Source organism: Weizmannia sp. FSL W8-0676, from assembly GCF_038593015.1.
Lineage (GTDB): Bacteria > Bacillota > Bacilli > Bacillales > Bacillaceae_C > Weizmannia > Weizmannia coagulans.
Window position 1 is genome coordinate 2465844 of the sequence record NZ_CP151954.1, and the last position, 18615, is coordinate 2484458.

The 18615-nt window shown below is 46.7% G+C and carries 12 protein-coding genes; 3 read left to right on the top strand and 9 right to left on the bottom strand.

Annotated elements, in window-relative coordinates; genetic code table 11:
- Window positions 1–13: 13 nt before the first annotated feature.
- From murQ to NST20_RS12305, 8 genes are all read right to left on the bottom strand, one after another.
- Window positions 14–901 (bottom strand): N-acetylmuramic acid 6-phosphate etherase, encoded by an 888-nt coding sequence (gene murQ, locus NST20_RS12270; protein ID WP_019721552.1) that lies wholly within the window; start codon window positions 899–901, stop codon window positions 14–16.
- Window positions 892–1971 (bottom strand): MupG family TIM beta-alpha barrel fold protein, encoded by a 1080-nt coding sequence (locus tag NST20_RS12275; protein ID WP_342399522.1) that lies wholly within the window; start codon window positions 1969–1971, stop codon window positions 892–894. The genes murQ and NST20_RS12275 overlap by 10 nt, the downstream gene beginning before the upstream one ends.
- 629 nt (window positions 1972–2600) lie before the next feature.
- A complete protein-coding gene (locus NST20_RS12280; protein WP_265114863.1) occupies window positions 2601–4349 on the bottom strand; it encodes an ABC transporter ATP-binding protein in 1749 nt (582 codons plus the stop codon).
- A 101-nt stretch (window positions 4350–4450) separates the two neighbouring features.
- A complete protein-coding gene (locus NST20_RS12285; RefSeq protein ID WP_061566747.1) occupies window positions 4451–4981 on the bottom strand; it encodes a DUF402 domain-containing protein in 531 nt (176 codons plus the stop codon).
- Window positions 4982–5135: 154 nt separating this feature from the next.
- Window positions 5136–5390: a YgaB family protein gene (locus NST20_RS12290; RefSeq protein ID WP_017551406.1), complete on the bottom strand. Its 255-nt coding sequence runs from the start codon at window positions 5388–5390 to the stop codon at window positions 5136–5138.
- A 147-nt stretch (window positions 5391–5537) separates the two neighbouring features.
- On the bottom strand, window positions 5538–5768 hold the full coding sequence (locus NST20_RS12295) for a gamma-type small acid-soluble spore protein (protein WP_013860273.1): 231 nt from the start codon (window positions 5766–5768) through the stop codon (window positions 5538–5540).
- A gap of 95 nt (window positions 5769–5863) precedes the next feature.
- The gene (gene fabL, locus NST20_RS12300) at window positions 5864–6613 is read right to left on the bottom strand and encodes an enoyl-[acyl-carrier-protein] reductase FabL (protein ID WP_013860274.1); all 750 of its coding nucleotides are present in this window, start codon (window positions 6611–6613) and stop codon (window positions 5864–5866) included.
- 187 nt (window positions 6614–6800) lie between these two features.
- Window positions 6801–7715, bottom strand: a complete 915-nt coding sequence (locus NST20_RS12305) for a LysR family transcriptional regulator (protein ID WP_061566703.1) — start codon at window positions 7713–7715, stop codon at window positions 6801–6803.
- A 124-nt stretch (window positions 7716–7839) separates the two neighbouring features.
- On the opposite strand from NST20_RS12305, the gene gltB reads away from it, so the two are divergent.
- The gene (gene gltB, locus NST20_RS12310; protein WP_342399523.1) at window positions 7840–12402 is read left to right on the top strand and encodes a glutamate synthase large subunit; all 4563 of its coding nucleotides are present in this window, start codon (window positions 7840–7842) and stop codon (window positions 12400–12402) included.
- 240 nt (window positions 12403–12642) lie between these two features.
- Window positions 12643–14100: a glutamate synthase subunit beta gene (locus NST20_RS12315; protein ID WP_342399524.1), complete on the top strand. Its 1458-nt coding sequence runs from the start codon at window positions 12643–12645 to the stop codon at window positions 14098–14100.
- A 646-nt stretch (window positions 14101–14746) separates the two neighbouring features.
- Here the strand turns inward: NST20_RS12315 and NST20_RS12320 are convergent.
- Complete coding sequence (locus tag NST20_RS12320) at window positions 14747–16210, bottom strand: transposase (protein ID WP_342399478.1); 1464 nt, start codon at window positions 16208–16210, stop codon at window positions 14747–14749.
- A 240-nt stretch (window positions 16211–16450) separates the two neighbouring features.
- On the opposite strand from NST20_RS12320, the gene NST20_RS12325 reads away from it, so the two are divergent.
- Window positions 16451–18136, top strand: coding sequence for an IS1634 family transposase (locus NST20_RS12325; RefSeq protein ID WP_342399513.1), 1686 nt, complete (start codon window positions 16451–16453; stop codon window positions 18134–18136).
- Window positions 18137–18615 lie beyond the last annotated feature (479 nt).

Genomic DNA, 18615 nt, shown 5'->3' on the forward strand with positions numbered 1-18615 from the left:
TTCATCCCCCGGTTTAAACGATTTTTCTAATAAAACCATTTGCCTGTGCCATTTTCTCCTCTGCCTCTTCCTTGGAAAGATTGGTTAACAACATTACAATGGCCAGCTTCACATTTTTGCCGGCTGCGTAAAAAGCCTGTTCAGCTGCTTCATAGCTGCATCCGGAAGCCTGCATAATAATCGATTTCGATCTCTCCACCAGTTTTGCGTTTGTCGGCTTTACATCCACCATTAAATTCCCGTATACTTTTCCAATTCCGACCATTGAAGCAGTTGAAATCATATTCAATACGAGTTTCTGGGCGGTGCCTGCTTTTAGCCGGGTTGATCCCGCCAACACTTCAGGCCCGGTTTCCACTTCGATCGGAATATCGGCATGGCGGCTGATTTCAGCATTTTTGTTGCAGGAAAGCGACGCCGCCACAGCACCGGTTTTTTTCGCGTAGTCCAGCGCGCCAATCACATACGGTGTTCTGCCGCTTGCCGCAATACCGACTACTGTATCCTTTTCCGATAAATGGATGCGCCTTAAATCTTCTTCCCCCATCTCTTTCGAATCTTCCGCCCCTTCAACGGCAACCGTCATTGCCGCACTGCCGCCTGCGATCAGCCCCTGCACCATGGAAGGGTCCGCACTGAATGTCGGTACACATTCGACAGCATCGAGAACACCGAGCCGACCGCTTGTACCTGCTCCGCAATAGATCAAACGTCCACCCTGGTTAAAAGAACGGATAACAGCTTTTACCACTTTTTCGATTTGTGCCAGTTCCTTCCCAACACGGATTGGAACCGTTTGGTCTTCCTCGTTCATCAATTGCAAAATTTCCCTTGTTGACAACGTATCAAGATCCATTGTTTTTTCGTTGCGCTGTTCTGTGGCGAGTTTTTCTAAGTCCATTCGTTTTCACCTTCATTGTCCGTCATTTTAAACCGTGTACCTGAACCAATAAAATCAAGGAGCGGCAAGTCGCGGCCGGCAATCTGCCCGATAACGTTTACTTTTTTATCGGCAGGCAGGCTCCGCTTTGTGATTTGCAATTCCCCTTTGTATCTTGCGTACAGGTTGTTGTCGAGCGTAATACTCCCTTTGTGGCGGGGAATGTTGTTTTCAGGCCCGATATCGTCCTTTTGATTGCATGTTCTCGACTGCTCGCTGCGGATGGCGTCCTTTGCCACATCCAGCCGGTTCCGGTGGGTTTTGAATATATACGGGCGCCATTTCGGCCCTGCAGCCGTTGCATGAAGCAGTATGGTATCATGGCAAAAAAATTCCCTGATCTGGCTGCGGGATTGCGGCGTTAACCCCGGATCCCCGATATAAGCATGGTCAACCGCATAATCCCTTAGCAGCGAGCAGATGGCTGCCAGCGGATTTTGATGGCGGTGGATTTCCAATGTCGGCAGGGATTCATATAAAGGAAATCTTAGTTTTCCATCGCCGGGTGCAAATGCCGTAATGCTGAATCCTTTGCTTTTCAGCCATTTGTTTTTTTCGTAAAACCAATTTTCATCCAGTCCGGTTCCGGGCCTCGGGTAATAATTATGCCAGGCCTCCAGCCGGCTGAAATCAGCGTCATGCTGTTTCAGCTGCTCATAATCCTGTTCCGTTAATGTGCTGGCGTTTAATCCGACCGTCATCGTGTTCGACAGGCGGGCAACCTGTTCCCAGCTGGCCCCGGCATCGATGCGCAAGCCATTGATACCGCTTTCAATAATGCGTACAGGATCATCAATGGACAGCCCGATATGGCGGAGCACGTTTCCGGAGACATCGATCATGACTTTCATCTTGTTCCGTTTTGCAGCCTCTAAGAGCGGAGCAAGCCTTTTCCGGTATTGGGATGGGTCATCTTCCGGAAGCTGCAGGGATGTAAAAATTCCTTCCATTCCAATTGCTGCCATTTGGCGAATGCAGGCTTCCTTCCCTTCTGACCAGTCTTCATTCAAGTATATTGAAAATCCAAGCAATCATGCATCCCTCCTTTCATATTATATGCACATTGAAACAATATTTCAACATATTTTTATTATTATATTTATAAAGGAAATTTTGTTTCATTTCCTGACAAAAAAAACCGGAGACCCCGTCGTTTAAACGGGATCCCTCCGACGGGCAAGCGCCCTCTGCTTTTCTTTGTCCAGCTCCGGGCGCTGTCGGCTAGTGAATTTCCAGTCCCCTCCCCTACGATAAGCGGGCATCGATTCGCCTGCGGCTCATCGTGTTTCCTTTATCTCAGTTCGGGAACTATGAAATTCATACGCCGACGGGCAAGCGCCCTCCGCTTTTCTTTGTCCAGCTCCGGGCGCTGTCGGCTAGTGAATTTCCAGTCCCCTCCCCTACGATAAGCGGGCATCGATTCGCCTGCGGCTCATCGTGTTTCCTTTATCTCAGTTCGGGAACTATGAAATTCATACGCCGACGGGCAAGCGCCCTCCGCTTTTCTTTGTCCAGCTCCGGGCGCTGTCGGCTAGTGAATTTCCAGTCCCCTCCCCTACGATAAGTCAGCATCGGTTCGCCTGCGGCTCACCGTGCTTCCTTTATCTCAGTTCGGGGACTGTGAAATTCATACGCCGACGGGCAAGCGCCCTCCGCTTTTCTAATCATCCAGTTGTTGGATTTGGAATAGGTTGTAATAGAGCCCTTGTTTTTCCATTAATTGTTCGTGGGTGCCGGTTTCTTTGATCTCCCCGTTTTCAATTAAGACAATGCGGTCTGCGTGGGTGATGGTGGACAGCCGGTGGGCAACGATTAAAGTTGTCCGGTTGCGCGCCAGTTTTTCAATGGCTTCCTGGATCAGATGCTCGCTTTCTAAATCAAGCGCGGATGTCGCTTCGTCGAGAATGAGAATCGGCGGGTTTTTCAGAAATACGCGCGCAATCGCAATCCGCTGCTTCTGCCCCCCGGACAGTTTAACGCCTCGCTCGCCCACCGTTGTTTCATACCCGTCGGCAAGATTCAGAATAAAGCCGTGGGCGTTCGCCGCTTTTGCCGCCTGTACGACTTCCTCGTCCGCCGCCTGCGGATTCCCGAGCAAAATATTGGATTTCACCGAATCACTGAACAAAATATTGTCCTGCAGCACCATTCCGATTTTATCGCGCAGGCTTTGTACTTTAAACGTGCGGATATCCTGGCCGTCCAGGTAAACCACCCCTTTTGTCACATCATAAAACCGGGGGATGAGGCTCACAAGGGAAGACTTGCCGCCCCCGCTCATCCCGACAAAGGCAACCGTCTCCCCTGCCCTGATCTCAAGATTGATATTTTTTAACACCGGCTCTTTTTCATCATCATACCGAAATTCGACGCCATCAAACCGGATATTCCCGCGTACATTCCGGCACTCTACCGCGCCCGGCCGGTCATCAATGTCATATTTTTCATCCAGCAGTTCAAACACCCGGTCCATTGAAGCGAATGCCTGCGTCAGCGTCGTGCCGGAGTTGACGAGCCTTCTGAGCGGGCTGTACAAATTATCAATATAAGCGATAAACGCCGCGAGCGTGCCGACGGTAAGGCTGCCTTTAATTACGAGATAGCCGGAAACAAAAATAATTAACAGCGGCGCAATATCGGTAATGGTGTTCACAACCGCAAACGATTTAGCCGTCCAGCTCGTGTGTGCCAGCGCTTTTTCCAGAAAATTGCGGTTATGCTTGTCAAACTGCTTTTGCTCATGGTCTTCAATGGCAAAACTCTTAATAACCGCCATGCCTTGCACCCGCTCATGGAGATAGCCCTGCACCTCCGCCAGCGCCTGCGACCGTTTTCTCGTCAAAAAACGCAAATTGCCGAAAAAATATTTGACCGAAAAAATATAAAACGGAAATACGGCGAGTGAAATCAAAGTCAGCCGGGCATCCATCATAAACATCATGACAATTGCAATCACGACCGTTGTCATGTCGAGCCAGACGTTCATCAGCCCGGTAATGACAAAATCTTTCGTCTGCTCGACATCATTCATCACCCGGGAAATGACTTCCCCTCCGCGTGTATTGGCATAAAACCGGAAACTTAATTTTTGAAGATGGGTAAAAAAGCGGCCGCGGATATCATACAAGATTTTGCTTGCCGTCCACTGCGCAAAATATTGCCGGTAATATTCAACGGGCGGCCGGACGATGACAAAAATGGCAAGCATGGCCGACATCACCCAAACAAGCTTATGTAGCTTCTCATCCGGTGAAAGCCCGTGGTTGCCGATAATATCATCGATCACATATTTAATCAAAAGCGGGATTAAAAGCGGGATCGCAAACTTGATGATCCCGATGATGATCGTCGCAACGATTTGAAACCAATACGGCTTTACAAATTTCATGTATCTTTTCACACTACCCATGCATTGAACCTCCTGAGCAAACAAAACGTACCATTTATTTCCCTCATTTTTTCAAAATTTACGCATACAAAAAACCTGTTGGCGTTCAACAGGCGGTTTGCTTAACGCAAATAGGTCAGATAGCGTTCGTACCAAATATCAATAAAGTCGGGGCTGAACGGGCCCTTCCGCTGCCGGATCCAGTGGATGAGAATGTCCACGTTCCGCTTTAAAATATGGTCGATGACATCGGGATAGCCCATTTTTTTGCGGTGGTATTCATATTCATCCTCATCCAGCAGCGTAAACGTCATATCCGGATAGACTTTGATGTCGAGATCATAATCAATATATTTTAACGCTTCACTGTCATAAACAAACGGCGACCCCAAGTTGCAGTAGTAGTAGACGCCGTCTTCACGGATCATGCCGATAACATTGAACCAGTGGTCGGCATGAAAGTAGCAGATTGCAGGTTCTCTCGTAATCCATGTCCTTCCGTCCGATTCGGTTACCAAAGTCCGGTTGTTTCCCCCGATCACCAGGCTTTTTGTGCCCTTCAAAACGGTTGTTTCTTCCCATATCCGGTGAATATGGCCGTTATGCTTATAACTTTGGATTTGGATTTTATCACCTTCTGCCGGGATTCCCATCATCTCATGCCCACTTTCATGATTGTTTATATGTAAACCTGTGCCCGTTATGTGCCGGAATGAAACTTATGTAATCAAACGATCTGTTTTCTATCTATTATAACGGTTTCTGAACGCGATTAAAACTAAACAATCCTATTTGAAATAGGATTGTTTATGTGCAAATTTTTGAACTGCGATAAACCCGGATCAGTTCAACCGTCTGCGATTCAAAAACTTTTTCAATTTCCTGCAATTCTTTATTCATCCGGCCGATTTCATCAAGGATATCTTCCGCCATTGTTTCTTCCTGCAACTTCAATAGTTCGCTTTTCACTTCGTTGCATCTCTCCATTTCCGATTGCAAAAACAGCAGCCTATCCATCGTGTCCATTTGCTGTGCCACAAGCCGATTAAATTCTTCCATCAAAGTTTTTTACCCCCTAAAGGATGAATTGAACTTTTCATTCACACATATTCTCGATGGAAGGGCAAAATCCTTTGACTTCTTTTGTCGAACTCCGAAAGCCTTAAAAGAAAAAAGAGGCCCCCGGTTCGGGAAACCTCTTTCTATCGGTTATTGCTGGCCGAATTGCCCGGCGTTTTGCGATTTTTTCGCTTCAGATTGCTGGTTTTGTTTTCTTACTTCCTGTGCGTTCGTTTCGCTTGCGAATTCAGAACCGAAAGAACCTTGGCCGGAAGCAGACTTCGCATTTTGCTTTCTTACTTCCTGCGCATTTGTTTCGCTGGCAAATTCAGAACCAAAATTTCCTTTGGCAGCTTTATTGAAGTTTTTGTTGTTTGCCATCGTTATCACCTCCACGGGTATTAATGTAACCAGAGGCGCAACGATTTATCCTTCCCATAAAAACTGGAAAATAAAGGAACTCAAAGCTGGCGTGCTCAACTTAAAAGAAGCGAGCGGCCGCCGTCCACAATGATCGTCTGGCCGCGGATCATAAACGCCTCGTCTGAAATTAAAAAGCGCACGGCGTTCACCATATCCTCGACCTCAACCATTCTTCCTGCCGGCGTATGTTTCCGCGCGTCTTCCAGTAGTGCTTCGCGGTTCGGGAAAGACTTGAGCGCATCCGTATTCAATACGCCGCCCGAAACTGCATTCACACAAATACTCGGCGCCAGCTCAACTGCCAAATAGCGGGTTAAAGCTTCAAGCGCTGCTTTCGACACACCGACCGCCGTATAATTTTCGATATAGCGGATCGAACCGAGCGAACTGAGGCTCACAATTTTTCCCCCGCCGTTTTCTTCCATCAGTTTGGCGGCTTCCTGCGCACAAAACAGGAGCGCCCTGCTGTTAATATTCATCGTCCAGTCCCAATGGCGTTCTTCCAGCTCCATTGCTGGGCGCTCGACACCTGAAGCGGCATTATTGACAAGCACATCAAGCCTGCCGTATGTATCCCGGATTTGCGCGAACATTTCTTTTATTTTTTTCACGTCCCCGACATTTGCTTTGATCAGAAGCGCTTTTTGCCCCAGCTTTTCAATTTCTGCTGCCACTTCTTCGGCTTTGGGCCGGCTGCGCGCATAATTGATGACCAGATCATAGCCGCTCTTTGCAAGATCGAGCGCAATCGCCCGGCCCAGCCCCTTGCTTGATCCGGTTACAAGTGCCACCTTATTTGCCAATGATTCCACCTTCTCCGTTTTCTTTATGATTTTTACAACGCTCTCCCTTTTTCAAAAAGCCGCGATGCATCCTGCTCCTTATCACCCTGGAATGCGGCATTTTCCACGCCTGCCTGAAGCCCGGTTTACAGAAACGCGGCTGTCCCTTGTTCCGGAACCGATTCGGATTGCGCGGCGCTCCGCTGGCTTATCTTTGGAACCGGTTCAGCCTGTCATAAAATGATGTTAAAAATGCATAAAGGGCTTTTTCTGAAGCCGCCATTTCCCTTTTTTTCGGGATCATCACGCCGACCGGGCGCATCAGTTCTACATCGCTGATTTCCGCTTTTACGATTTCTTCAGACAGATTAAATAATAGCGCAGGCTCAGGCAGAATTGCAACACCCGTTCCGCTTGCAACAAGGCCTTTAATCGTCTCCATGTCCTCGCCTTCAAATGCAATCGCAGGCTCAAAACCGGACTTCCGGCAGGCGGAGAACAGAATTTCACGAATCGAAAAGCCCTCCCGGAATGTAATGAAACGTTCGTTTTTCAGCTGGGCGAGCCGGATCATTTCCTGCCCGGAAAGCGGGTGGTCGCGGCGGAAAAGCAGCATGAGCTTTTCCATGTATAAAATTTCACCGCTAACCCCGGGATGGTCATCCGGCACAGGAGAGGCAAGCGCCAGCTCAAGTTCCCCGTTTTCAATCAACCGGATCAAATAGCCGGGGGTCCCTTGCACAAACTGGTACTCGAGGCCGGGATGTTTTTCGCGAAACTGTGCCAACAGGGAAGAAAAGGTCTGGACCGATAACCCGGTCGAAAAACCGAGGCGGACCGTCCCGTTATCCGGATCGAGGAATTCCTGCATTCTTTGCTTGGCTTTATCAATTTCGAGCACGACTTTTTCAGCGTGTTCTAAAAAAACTTTTCCGATCGGCGTCAGCCTGACATTCCTTCCTTCACGCCAAAAAAGGGAAACGCCAAGTTCGGCTTCCAAAAGGGAAATTTGCCGGCTGATGGCGGATTGGGCGACATGCAGCTCATCTGCAGCGTGTGTCACATGCTCCCTTTTGGCGACTTCAATAAAATAAATTAACTGTCTTAACTCCATGCGAATCACACCATTCTCAATTTGAGATTAATTTCATCTTAACTATATATTGTAAGAAAGAATAACAAGAGGGTAAAATTTAAAATAATCTTACTTTTCGGACTCGACCTGATGATGGAAGGAATGTGAAGCAATGAATAATCAACATTATGGACTTTACCGACCTGAATTTGAACATGATGCATGCGGCATCGGCTTTTACGCGGACATCAAGGGCCGTGCGTCTCATAAGATCATCACCACTGCTTTGGAGATGCTGAGAAGGCTGGACCACCGCGCCGGTAAAAATGCCGACGGGACAACGAGCGACGGCGCCGGTATTTCAATGCAAATCCCGCACGCGTTTTTTGAGGCCGTATGCTCCTTCACCCTTCCAAAAAAAGGGGAGTATGCAGTGGGAATGCTTTTTCTGCCGCATGATCCGCATGCTGCGGAGGACATTCTGAATGAATTCCGCATCCAGGCTGCATCACTCGGCCTTTCAGTGCCCGGTGTCCGTGAAGTTCCGGTAAATCCGGAAGTTCTTGGGCGCCAGGCGGAAGAATCGCGGCCGCACATCGTTCAGATTTTCGTCTCTTCTTCAAACGATAACACGGAAGAAGCGGTTTTTCAAAGAAAGATCTATATATTGCGGAAACTGGTTGAGAACAAATTCGGTTCCTCTTTTTATGCCGCCAGTTTTTCGAACCGGACAATTGTATATAAAGGCATGCTTTCGGCGGAACAGCTCCCTCTGTTCTACACTGATCTTGCGGACGAACGGTTTCAATCTGCCCTTGCGCTGATCCACTCGCGGTTCAGCACCAATACGTTTCCCAGCTGGGAGCGGGCCCACCCGAACCGGATGATCGCCCACAACGGAGAGATCAACACCATCAAAGGGAACGTCAACTGGTTCAATGCAAAAATCGAATTGTTTGCAAACGAACTGGACCTTGGCACATTGAAAAAAATCCAGCCTGTGATCAACAAAAACGGTTCGGATTCGGCGATTTTTGACAATGTCCTTGAATTTTTAACAACAAACGGCATCTCCCTTCCGCATGCGATCATGATGATGGTGCCGGAGCCGTGGGAAGACAACGAAGACCTGCCGCCTTACTTAAAATCATTTTATGAATACCATAGCCAGATTATGGAACCGTGGGACGGACCGATGGCGCTCGAGTTTACGAACGGAAAACAAATCGGGGCGGTGCTTGACAGAAACGGCTTGCGCCCGGCCCGTTACTACATTACCCATGATGATAAAATCATTTTTGCATCTGAAGTCGGCGTCGTCGATGTGGAGCCGGAAAACGTCAAAGAACGGCGCCATTTAAAACCGGGTCAGCTGTTGTTCGTGGATCTTGAAAAGGGGGCCCTTATCCCGAGCGACGAACTAAAAGCACAGGTCAGCCTTGAAAAACCGTATGCAGAGCATCTCGAAGATTCAGTGATAGACCTGGAGGAAAGCCACTTTATCCCGGCTGCATCCTGTCTTGAAAAAAATGAACTGGCTTATTGGCAGACATTATTCGGCTACACTTATGAAGAATGCACAAAGTCCATCGTGCCAATGGCGCAGGAAAAGAATGAACCGATCGGGGCAATGGGCGTCGATACACCGATTGCAGTTTTATCGGAGCGCCCGCAGCTTTTGTTCCATTATTTCAAACAAAGCTTCTCGCAGGTCACAAACCCCCCGATTGATTCCATTCGCGAAGCATACGTCATATCTACGGTTACCTGGCTCGGCCCGCAAGTATCGCTTGACGGCCATGACGATACCGCCCATAAAAAAATCCGGCTGGAACACCCGTTTTTAAGCACGGCCAAATTTAACGCCATTTTAAACCAGGGAATGATAACGGCTTTTCTTCCTGCGTACCATTCGCCGGATATCAGCCTTGACCAGGCGCTGGAACAATTGCTCAGGGAAGCGGACGAAAAAATCGGGGAAGGTGCGGAAATTTTAATTCTTTCCGACCGTGCGCAAGGCCATCGTGCCGTGCCGATCCCTTCCCTGCTTGCCGTTTCAGCCCTGCACCAGCATATGATCCGCTCCGGCACAAGGCCGAAAGCAAGCATCGTGCTGGATTCCGGTGAACCGCGGGATTCACACCATATGGCCGCTCTATTGGGCTACGGTGCCGATGCGGTACACCCGTATCTCGCACTTGAAACGATTCAAAATTTAATCGGCGAAGGGCATATCGATCTGCCGTATAAAAAAGCAAGTGAAAACTATTTAACCACCCTTAAGAAAAGCGTCGTCAAAATCATGTCGAAAGTCGGGATTACGACGATGCAAAGCTATCGCGGGGCGCAAACTTTTGAAGCGCTCGGCATTGCGGAAAGCGTCTGCGACCGCTATTTTACCGGCACCGTCTCGCAGCTTGGCGGGATCGGGCTCGCGGAAATCGGCCAGGAATCATTGAAACGTTTTGAAAAAGCGCAGAAATTGCTTTTCCAGCACAACAAAGCGCTTGATCCGGGAAGCGAGCTGCAATGGCGGAAAGACGGCGAATACCATTTGTTCAACCCGCAAATGATGTACACTTTGCAGCAGGCAACCAGAACGAACAACAAGGAACTGTACCGCAAATTTTCGGAAACGTACCACCACGGTCCGTACGCCACGATCCGGAGCCTGCTGGCCATCGAGAGCAACCGGAAACCTGTTCCGCTGGATGAAGTGGAGCCGGTCGAATCGATTTGGAAAAGGTTTAAAACCGGCGCGATGTCGTACGGGGCATTAAGCAAAGAAGCGCACGAAGCACTCGCGATTGCGATGAACCGCATCGGTGGAAAAAGCAACAGCGGCGAGGGCGGCGAAGAAAAAGAACGCTACACGCCTGATGCGAACGGAGATTCAAGACGGAGCGCCATTAAACAGGTGGCATCCGGCCGTTTCGGCGTCACCAGCCTGTATTTAACAGATGCGGACGAAATCCAGATTAAAATGGCCCAGGGTGCGAAACCGGGCGAAGGCGGCCAGCTTCCGGGCTCGAAAGTTTATCCGTGGATTGCCGAAGTCCGCGGCTCCACTCCGGGCGTCGGTTTAATCTCGCCTCCTCCGCACCATGATATATACTCGATTGAAGACCTGGCGCAGCTGATTTACGATTTGAAAAGCGCCAACCCGCGCGCCCGCATTTCGGTAAAACTGGTGGCAAAGTCAGGCGTCGGGACCATCGCGGCCGGTGTAGCGAAAGGCCTGGCCGATACGATTTTAATCAGCGGCCATGACGGCGGCACCGGGGCGAGCCCGCAAACGAGCATCAAACATGCCGGCATGCCATGGGAACTCGGCCTTGCAGAAACCCATCAGACGCTAACGCTGAACGGCCTGCGTGACCGTGTCGTACTGGAAACAGACGGTAAACTGATGACCGGGCGTGATGTCGTCATCGCCGCCTGCCTTGGCGCCGAAGAATTCGGGTTTTCCACTGCCCCGCTTGTTGTCCTCGGCTGTATCATGATGCGCGCCTGCCATCTTGATACATGCCCGGTCGGCGTGGCCACGCAAAATCCGAAGCTGCGCGCCAAATTCATGGGCAAACCGGAATATGTTGTCAACTATATGCGGTTCATCGCAGAAGAGGTCCGCGAAATATTGGCTGAATGCGGCTACCGCAGCCTTGATGAACTTGTCGGCGAAACCGGCTTGCTGAAAGTGAAAGATGAGGTTAAAAACCATTGGAAAGCGAAACAGCTTCATTTTGATAAATTACTGTTTAAAGCGGGTGATACACCATTTGCTGTGCAAGGCAAAACGGCGCAAAACCATAAACTGGAAGAACGCTTTGACAGCCGTGAATTGGACCATTTATCCGTATCCGTCCGGAACAGGCAGCAAACAGCGGTCACCTTGCCTGTGCGCAATACCGACCGGGCAATCGGTACCACTTTGGGCCATATCATTACAAAAACATACGGTGACGAAGGGCTTCCGGAAGATTTTATCCACATTCATCTGCACGGTTCAGCAGGGCAAAGCCTCGGCGCCTTTATTCCAAAAGGCCTAACACTGAACCTTGAAGGAGATGCCAATGACTATGTTGGAAAGGGATTATCGGGCGGAAAAATCGTTGTGAAGCCGGTTGCCGGATGGATCCGGCACGAAGAACAGGCCATCATCGGCAACATCGCCTTTTTCGGAGCCACATCGGGCGAAGCGTATATCCGCGGAACAGCCGGCCAGCGTTTCTGTGTCCGTAACAGCGGCGTACATGCCGTTGTCGAAGGCATCGGAGACCACGGCTGCGAATATATGACCGGCGGACGCGTTGCCGTGCTCGGCCCGATCGGCAAAAACTTTGCGGCCGGGATGTCCGGCGGGATTGCCTACATTTATACCGGCGCAATGGGCGAAGATGAAGTTTTATCCCGGATCAACCAGGAACTTGTCAGCATTGAAGGTGTGGATTCTGATGAAGATATGCGCGAACTTTACCATATGATCCAGAAACATTATCAATACACCGGCAGCCCTGTTGCCAAACGGATTTTGAAGAATTGGGAGCTGGCCCTGCATCAGTTTGTCAAGATTGTTCCACGCGAATACAAAGCGATGATGGAACTCATCCAGTACTTCCTGGATCAGCAAATGCCGCTTGATGAAGCGAGGCTTGCCGCTTTTGAATATAAAAAATCCGGAAAGCACCTGCCGGAAATCGAAAAAGAAAAAGCTTTCCCGACAGAAGTAAAGTAGATGGGTAAATCCATCCGGAAGCGTCCGGATGGATTTACAGGATTGTGTGTGGATTGAAACGAAAAAAACGGAGACCTATCATGTCCCGTCAGCGGACCGATAAGAAGCACGAGGATGGCTGTTTTAAGAAAAATGGAGCATCGCACGCAAAACGGAAACTTTTTTCCGGAAAAAAGCTGAAATTGTACGACATCTATATCCCTCCGGCAGCGGCCGGGTGATTTGTGAGGAGTGTGAGACATGCGCGGAACGACAGATTTTGTTGACCAGAAACGTGAAAAACCGAAAGAACTGGATGCCGCAAAACGGGTGGCTACATGGAAAGAATACGTGCAGCCATTTCCGGCAGAAAAACTGAGAACGCAGGCATCCCGCTGCATGGAATGCGGCACCCCGTTCTGCCAGATGGGGGAACTGATCGGCAGGCAAACGAGCGGCTGCCCTTTGTATAATTTAATTCCGGAATGGAACACCCTTGCCGCCCAGGGAAAATGGGAAGAGGCCTACCAGCGTTTGCTTTTAACCAATAATTTCCCGGAATTCACATCGCGCGCCTGCCCGGCACCATGCGAAGGCTCGTGCACAGCCGGGCTGGTCAGTGAACCTGTCACCATTAAAAGCATTGAAAGAGCCATCATTGACCGTGCCTGGGAAGAAGGCTGGATCAAGCCGAGAATCCCGCTGAAACGGAACGGCTTAAAAGCAGCCGTTGTCGGAAGCGGGCCGGCCGGATTGACGGCAGCTGACGATTTAAACCAGGCAGGCTATGATGTTACCCTCTTTGAAAAAGAAGACCGTTTTGGCGGGCTGCTCATGTACGGGATTCCGAATATGAAAATTGAAAAGCAGTATGTAGAGCGCAGAGTGGACCTGTTGCAGGCGGAAGGCATCACATTTAAAGCCAATACCGAAATCGGCAAAGACATCACGCTTGCAGAACTGGAGGCTGCTTTTGACGCCGTCCTGCTTTGCATCGGCGCGGAGAAACAACGTGACATGGACATTCCGGGGCGTGATTTAAAAGGCATTTACCCGGCGATGGAATATTTGAAAGCCAATACGAAACACCTGCTTGACCATGGGGAAAACGGCGAACCGCAAATATCGGCAAAAGGAAAAAAAGTGATTGTCATTGGCGGCGGCGATACCGGCGCAGACTGTGTGGCAACCGCAATCCGGCAAGGGTGCAAGAGCGTTGTACAGTTCGGAAAACACGGAGAACTGCCGAAAGAACGCCCGGAACACGAACCATGGCCGGTGAACCCTTCCCTGTTCACGCTGGATTATGCATATGAAGAATCATTTAAAGTGTTTGGAGAAGATCCGCGGCAATACTATATCCAAACCACAGCATTTCTCGGTAATGATAACGGCGAAGTAACAGGGCTTACCACCGTGCCGTTTTCAGATCAGCGGGGAGCGGAACAGCAGGTATGGGATGCGGATCTTGTGCTCATCGCGATCGGATTCCAGGGTGTCGATGATGCCAAATCAGCCGGCATCGAACTTCAAAACGGGCTGATACACACCTTGCCCGGGAGTTTCCGGACAAACCGGGAAGGCATTTTTGCCGCCGGCGATGCGAAACGCGGCGCAAGCCTGATTGTCTGGGCAATGCAGGAAGGCAAAAAAGCCGCAAAAGAAATAGACCTGTATCTCTCAGAAAAAAACAAGGCGGCCTGCCAGCCATCTGCATAAAAAACAGCCCCAAGCTTTTCAAAAAGCTCGGGGCTGTTTTGTTGCTGAATGCCCTTTTGAAGGACATTTTGGCTTGCGGTTCGTCCTTTTTTTTCATAGCGATTAATCGTGAAAGAGGGAACTTCATAAATCCACTTCAAATATAACTCTCATCGTGTTGCCTATATCATCGTATTCTTAAAACCACGTACAAGCCCAAATAAGAGATTTTTAATGTTTTTGTTTATCTTTGATATGCAACTGAAAAAAGATTAGCGCTAAAACAAATAAAATTATCGGAATAACTATTAAACTAGAACTTAATAGAGTATAGGTCGTATCTCCATCCATTCTCCCCGTTTTTATTTGTAAATTTCTATAAAATGTTGCTAATTGAATAACAAAAATCATTATTAGACCAGTTATAAAACTAAGCAGAGAGCCTCTGCCAAAATAAAAATATACCCTTGAGCGAGGCTCTGGAAAATTAATTATCCCGGTTTTTTTGCCTTTTCATCCAGATTTTCAATTCAATAGAAGTAAAACGGTCATTTTCCTTCAAAAAAAGGGCATACGTATCCCGCCTTCACAAAATGGGTTTTTTTCACTACCCTTTGTGGAAAGGAAACGCTCATTTTATTTATTCACATATCCACCTGTGAATAACTTAATTTGCTCTTTGCAGCCGATTGCGTGTCCATCCACAATTGGCCTTTCCTGTCTGATGGTACGCCATATTTGCCATGATGTGCATAGATATCATGCATCGATCTACATGAGCTTCAACTGCCTGTTTCCCACGCTTGTGAACACGACGGAGACTGTATCCGTCTTTTAGAATGCCAAAGATTCTTTCGATGATCGTCCTGGCACTATATAACACTTCAAATGTGCGCCCATGTTGAGGCAACTCGACATCTACTTGAGGCGTTTGATCAAAGTCTATCCTAAATACTCTTCCTTGTGCTGCCCCATTACAACATTCCGCGTGATTCGCTAGCGGGCAGGTGAGACCTTCTTGCTTGGCATTTGGATGAAATACAGGACAAGTGTAAATATATTGCCCCTTTTCCCGATCAGATCCTCTAAGTTCCATTTTATGCCCACTGATACAGATGGGAGTGCCGTACCGGTTGATTTTTTCAATCCCTCGGGCGGTAGTTGGTTTATCTTTACGGTTCCGTGGATTGATCGGTGCCACCAATTTCGCCTGTAATACATCCTTTGTCACTTTTTGATTTTCCGGCGTTTGGTAGATTCCATCTGCCAGGATAAAGCTCAACTGCTCAGCCATCTCGGGGTGCTCTGTCTTAAACGTTTCCAATGTCGGTTCTAATGTTTTCCCATCGGGTGTATTTCCTTTAAATACTTCCCGCGTCAAAGGCAAACCGGATCTCACCCCGCATACCATTGATAATTTATGCGCAATATAGGAGACTGCATTACTTTTACGCATTACCCCTACATTGTCGTCCGTAAGGACTCTGGGGCAATCGCAATTACCCTCACAAGAACACGTCTTCCTTGTTTTATTCAAGGTTGCTTCTGCCTCTATATGCGATGTATCCACGGCGGCTGCTTCCTCATTCGTTTCAACCACGCCTTCCCCTTTATTATATTCAACAACCAATAGCCGGGCTTTTTCCCAAAGACCATTTGTTGTCATGATTTGATCAAAACGAGCAAAGGAACGGTAGCTCGGAATTTTCTCCGTAAATCCACACATGGTGGCAAATAGCGGGTTTGATTTCACTTGCAAATAGACACTCTCCACCATCACTTCAATATACTGTAAAGAGGCCAGTTCAAAAGCACGAAAAAAGGGCATGAAAGGATGCGGTTTTCTCCCTGCGGGAGAGGGACGAAATAATGAAGACGCAGACTTGTCTTCTTCCTCCGTTATTGAAAATAGTGCCGGTTGTATTTCATTAGAAGGATCATGTGCTCTTTCATTTTTTAGGTGCAAATATAAAAGGGTGTAGTATTCTCGTTCAATCGGCTTAAAAATCTCCCATGGGAAACACATGGCTGGAATGACAAATGGTATATCGGCATAGTCTTGCCAATTGTGGGGAATCAAATTTTGTTGTATTGAAAAGTCTCTGGTTTGTGTTAGAATAGAAATAGTCATGAAATCACTCCCTGGATATTTGGTCGTACTTATATCTTAACAAAGGAGTGGCTTTCATGGCTCTTTTTTTTCAAAAAAAATCATCCTTTTCCGTTTTACAATATTTACCACAGGAATGAGTAGCTTAATCCGCATATTCCGCACGTAAATTTTTCCATTTTAAGATTTTTTTAAAGGAATTTTCTCCTTCTTTGTAGAATTGAATGATTATCTAAACTAGGGGAAGACGAGGAAATTTTTATGTCAGATCAAATTTTAACCTTACATGTGGGGCCGTCTCAACTTTTATCTAAACTGTGTGATGAAATAGAACTCGAAAAAACCATTAATGATTTAGTCAAATGGGATTCTGTCCGTTGTCATATCTCACCCGGAACAAGGATTAAAGCCCTTGTCTTAAACATTTTATGCAGTGGCAAGCCCCTTTATAAGGTTCATGAATTCTATCAAAACCTAGATTCTGAGATGCTTTTCGATACATCGGTTTCACCCGATCAATTAAATGATGATGCATTAGGAAGAGCATTAGATTACTTGTATAAAGCCGAAGCATGGAAAGTATATTCCACCCTTGCATTAAAAGCATTAAAAAAATTGAATCTTCCTATTGGTGTACTCCATAACGATACAACATCAATTTCTGTTTACGGTGAATATAAACAACCGAAGGAAGATGGACTGCAAATTACGTACGGGTATAGTAAGGCCCATAGGCCTGACTTAAAACAAATCGTTCTGGGGATGGGGGTCACACCTGAACGAATTCCTATTCTTGCAAAAGTAGAAAATGGGAATACTTCGGATAAATCTTGGAATGTGGAATTCATTCAAAAGATGAGAAAAATCCTTTCCCATGAAGATTGGAAAAATCTCATTTATCAAGCCGATTCTGCATTAATCACAACGGAAAATCTAGCGGAAATTCAACAACAAAATTTATCGTTTATTTCCCGTTTACCTGATACATTCGGTTTAAGCACAGAACTAAAGAAAGAGGCATGGTTGCTCAATAACTGGGAAAGGGTAGGCTCACTTAGCAATAAAAAAGACGCAGCTATTTACCAAATTCAAGCTTTTGAAAGACAAATTCAAAACCTTCCTTACCGGTTTCTTGTTGTCCACTCAAACAATTTAGATCAACGAAAAGAGAAAACCCTAAATCGGGCGATCGAAAAGGAAGAAATAAAATTAAAAAAAGAGATAGAAAAACTAAGTAAAGTTATCTTTCATTGTAAAGAGGACGCACTAGAAGCAATTCAATCTTTTAAGAAAAAACAAAAGGCTTCATATTTCTGTTATAAACTAAACGTCCAGATGAGTGATCAACCTATCAAACGAAAAAAGAGAGGAAGACCTAAAAAGGACGAACAGACAAAACGAGAACAAATCTATCAGATACAACTGGAATCGTTTGAAAAAGATCATGATTTTATCGAAAATAAGAAAAGAATGCTCAGCACTTTTGTTTTAATCACAAATAAATTAGACGAGGAGACACTATCCAATCAAGAAGTTTTGAGGGTTTATAAAGGACAGTCGGCCGTTGAGACCCGTTTCCGATTAATCAAAGATTCACAAATGATTGATGCCATTTACTTGAAAACCCCGGAAAGGGTTGAGGCCTTAGGGATTGTGTATGTGATGGCTTTATTAATCTATGGAATTTTAGAATATCGAGTTAGAAAAGAACTGAAAGAAAAGAACCTATCTCTAATCTTGAAAGGAAAAAGGAAACTCTATCAACCCACAGGTCAAGCATTGTTAGAGCAATTAGAAGATATCACCGTGATCCTTATAAATCAAAATCGACAAAAATTAAGGCTCTTACCCGATAATATTGATTCACAAGCCAAAAAAATCATTGAATTATGCGGGTATGATCTATCAATATACGTGTCAAAAAATGTCGAAAACAAAGGCGAATAACACACAACAGGAGGAATTCATGAAAAGAATGTCGAATTCAATAGAACTTTATCGAAAATTCCTCAAAAATAAGAAGATATCATCTCACCAAAATGTTTAAATATAGTTCATTCAAAAATTAAAATGAATTTTATTTAAGACGTGCGAAATGTGGGTTAATCTATTGAAACCCGCCCAAAACCGACCAAAGTGGAAAAATTTAGACACTTATAATAAATAAATTTACCCCATTAAAATCAAAAACTCACAATTTATTTTTACATTTGTCATAATGTTCCTACAAACGTCTTTTTTCTTTAGTGGAATAAATCAACGACCTTTAATTGTCTGACTGCTTACAGTTTCAGGGGATATAGCATTTTGGCAAGGGCTCAGAGAAAACTTGAAGTACATAAATAACCCTCCTTATTCATTTGATAATAAATTATAAACCTGGATTACGAGAGTAAAGCAGAAGCTTAAAATAAAAAGGTGCCCCG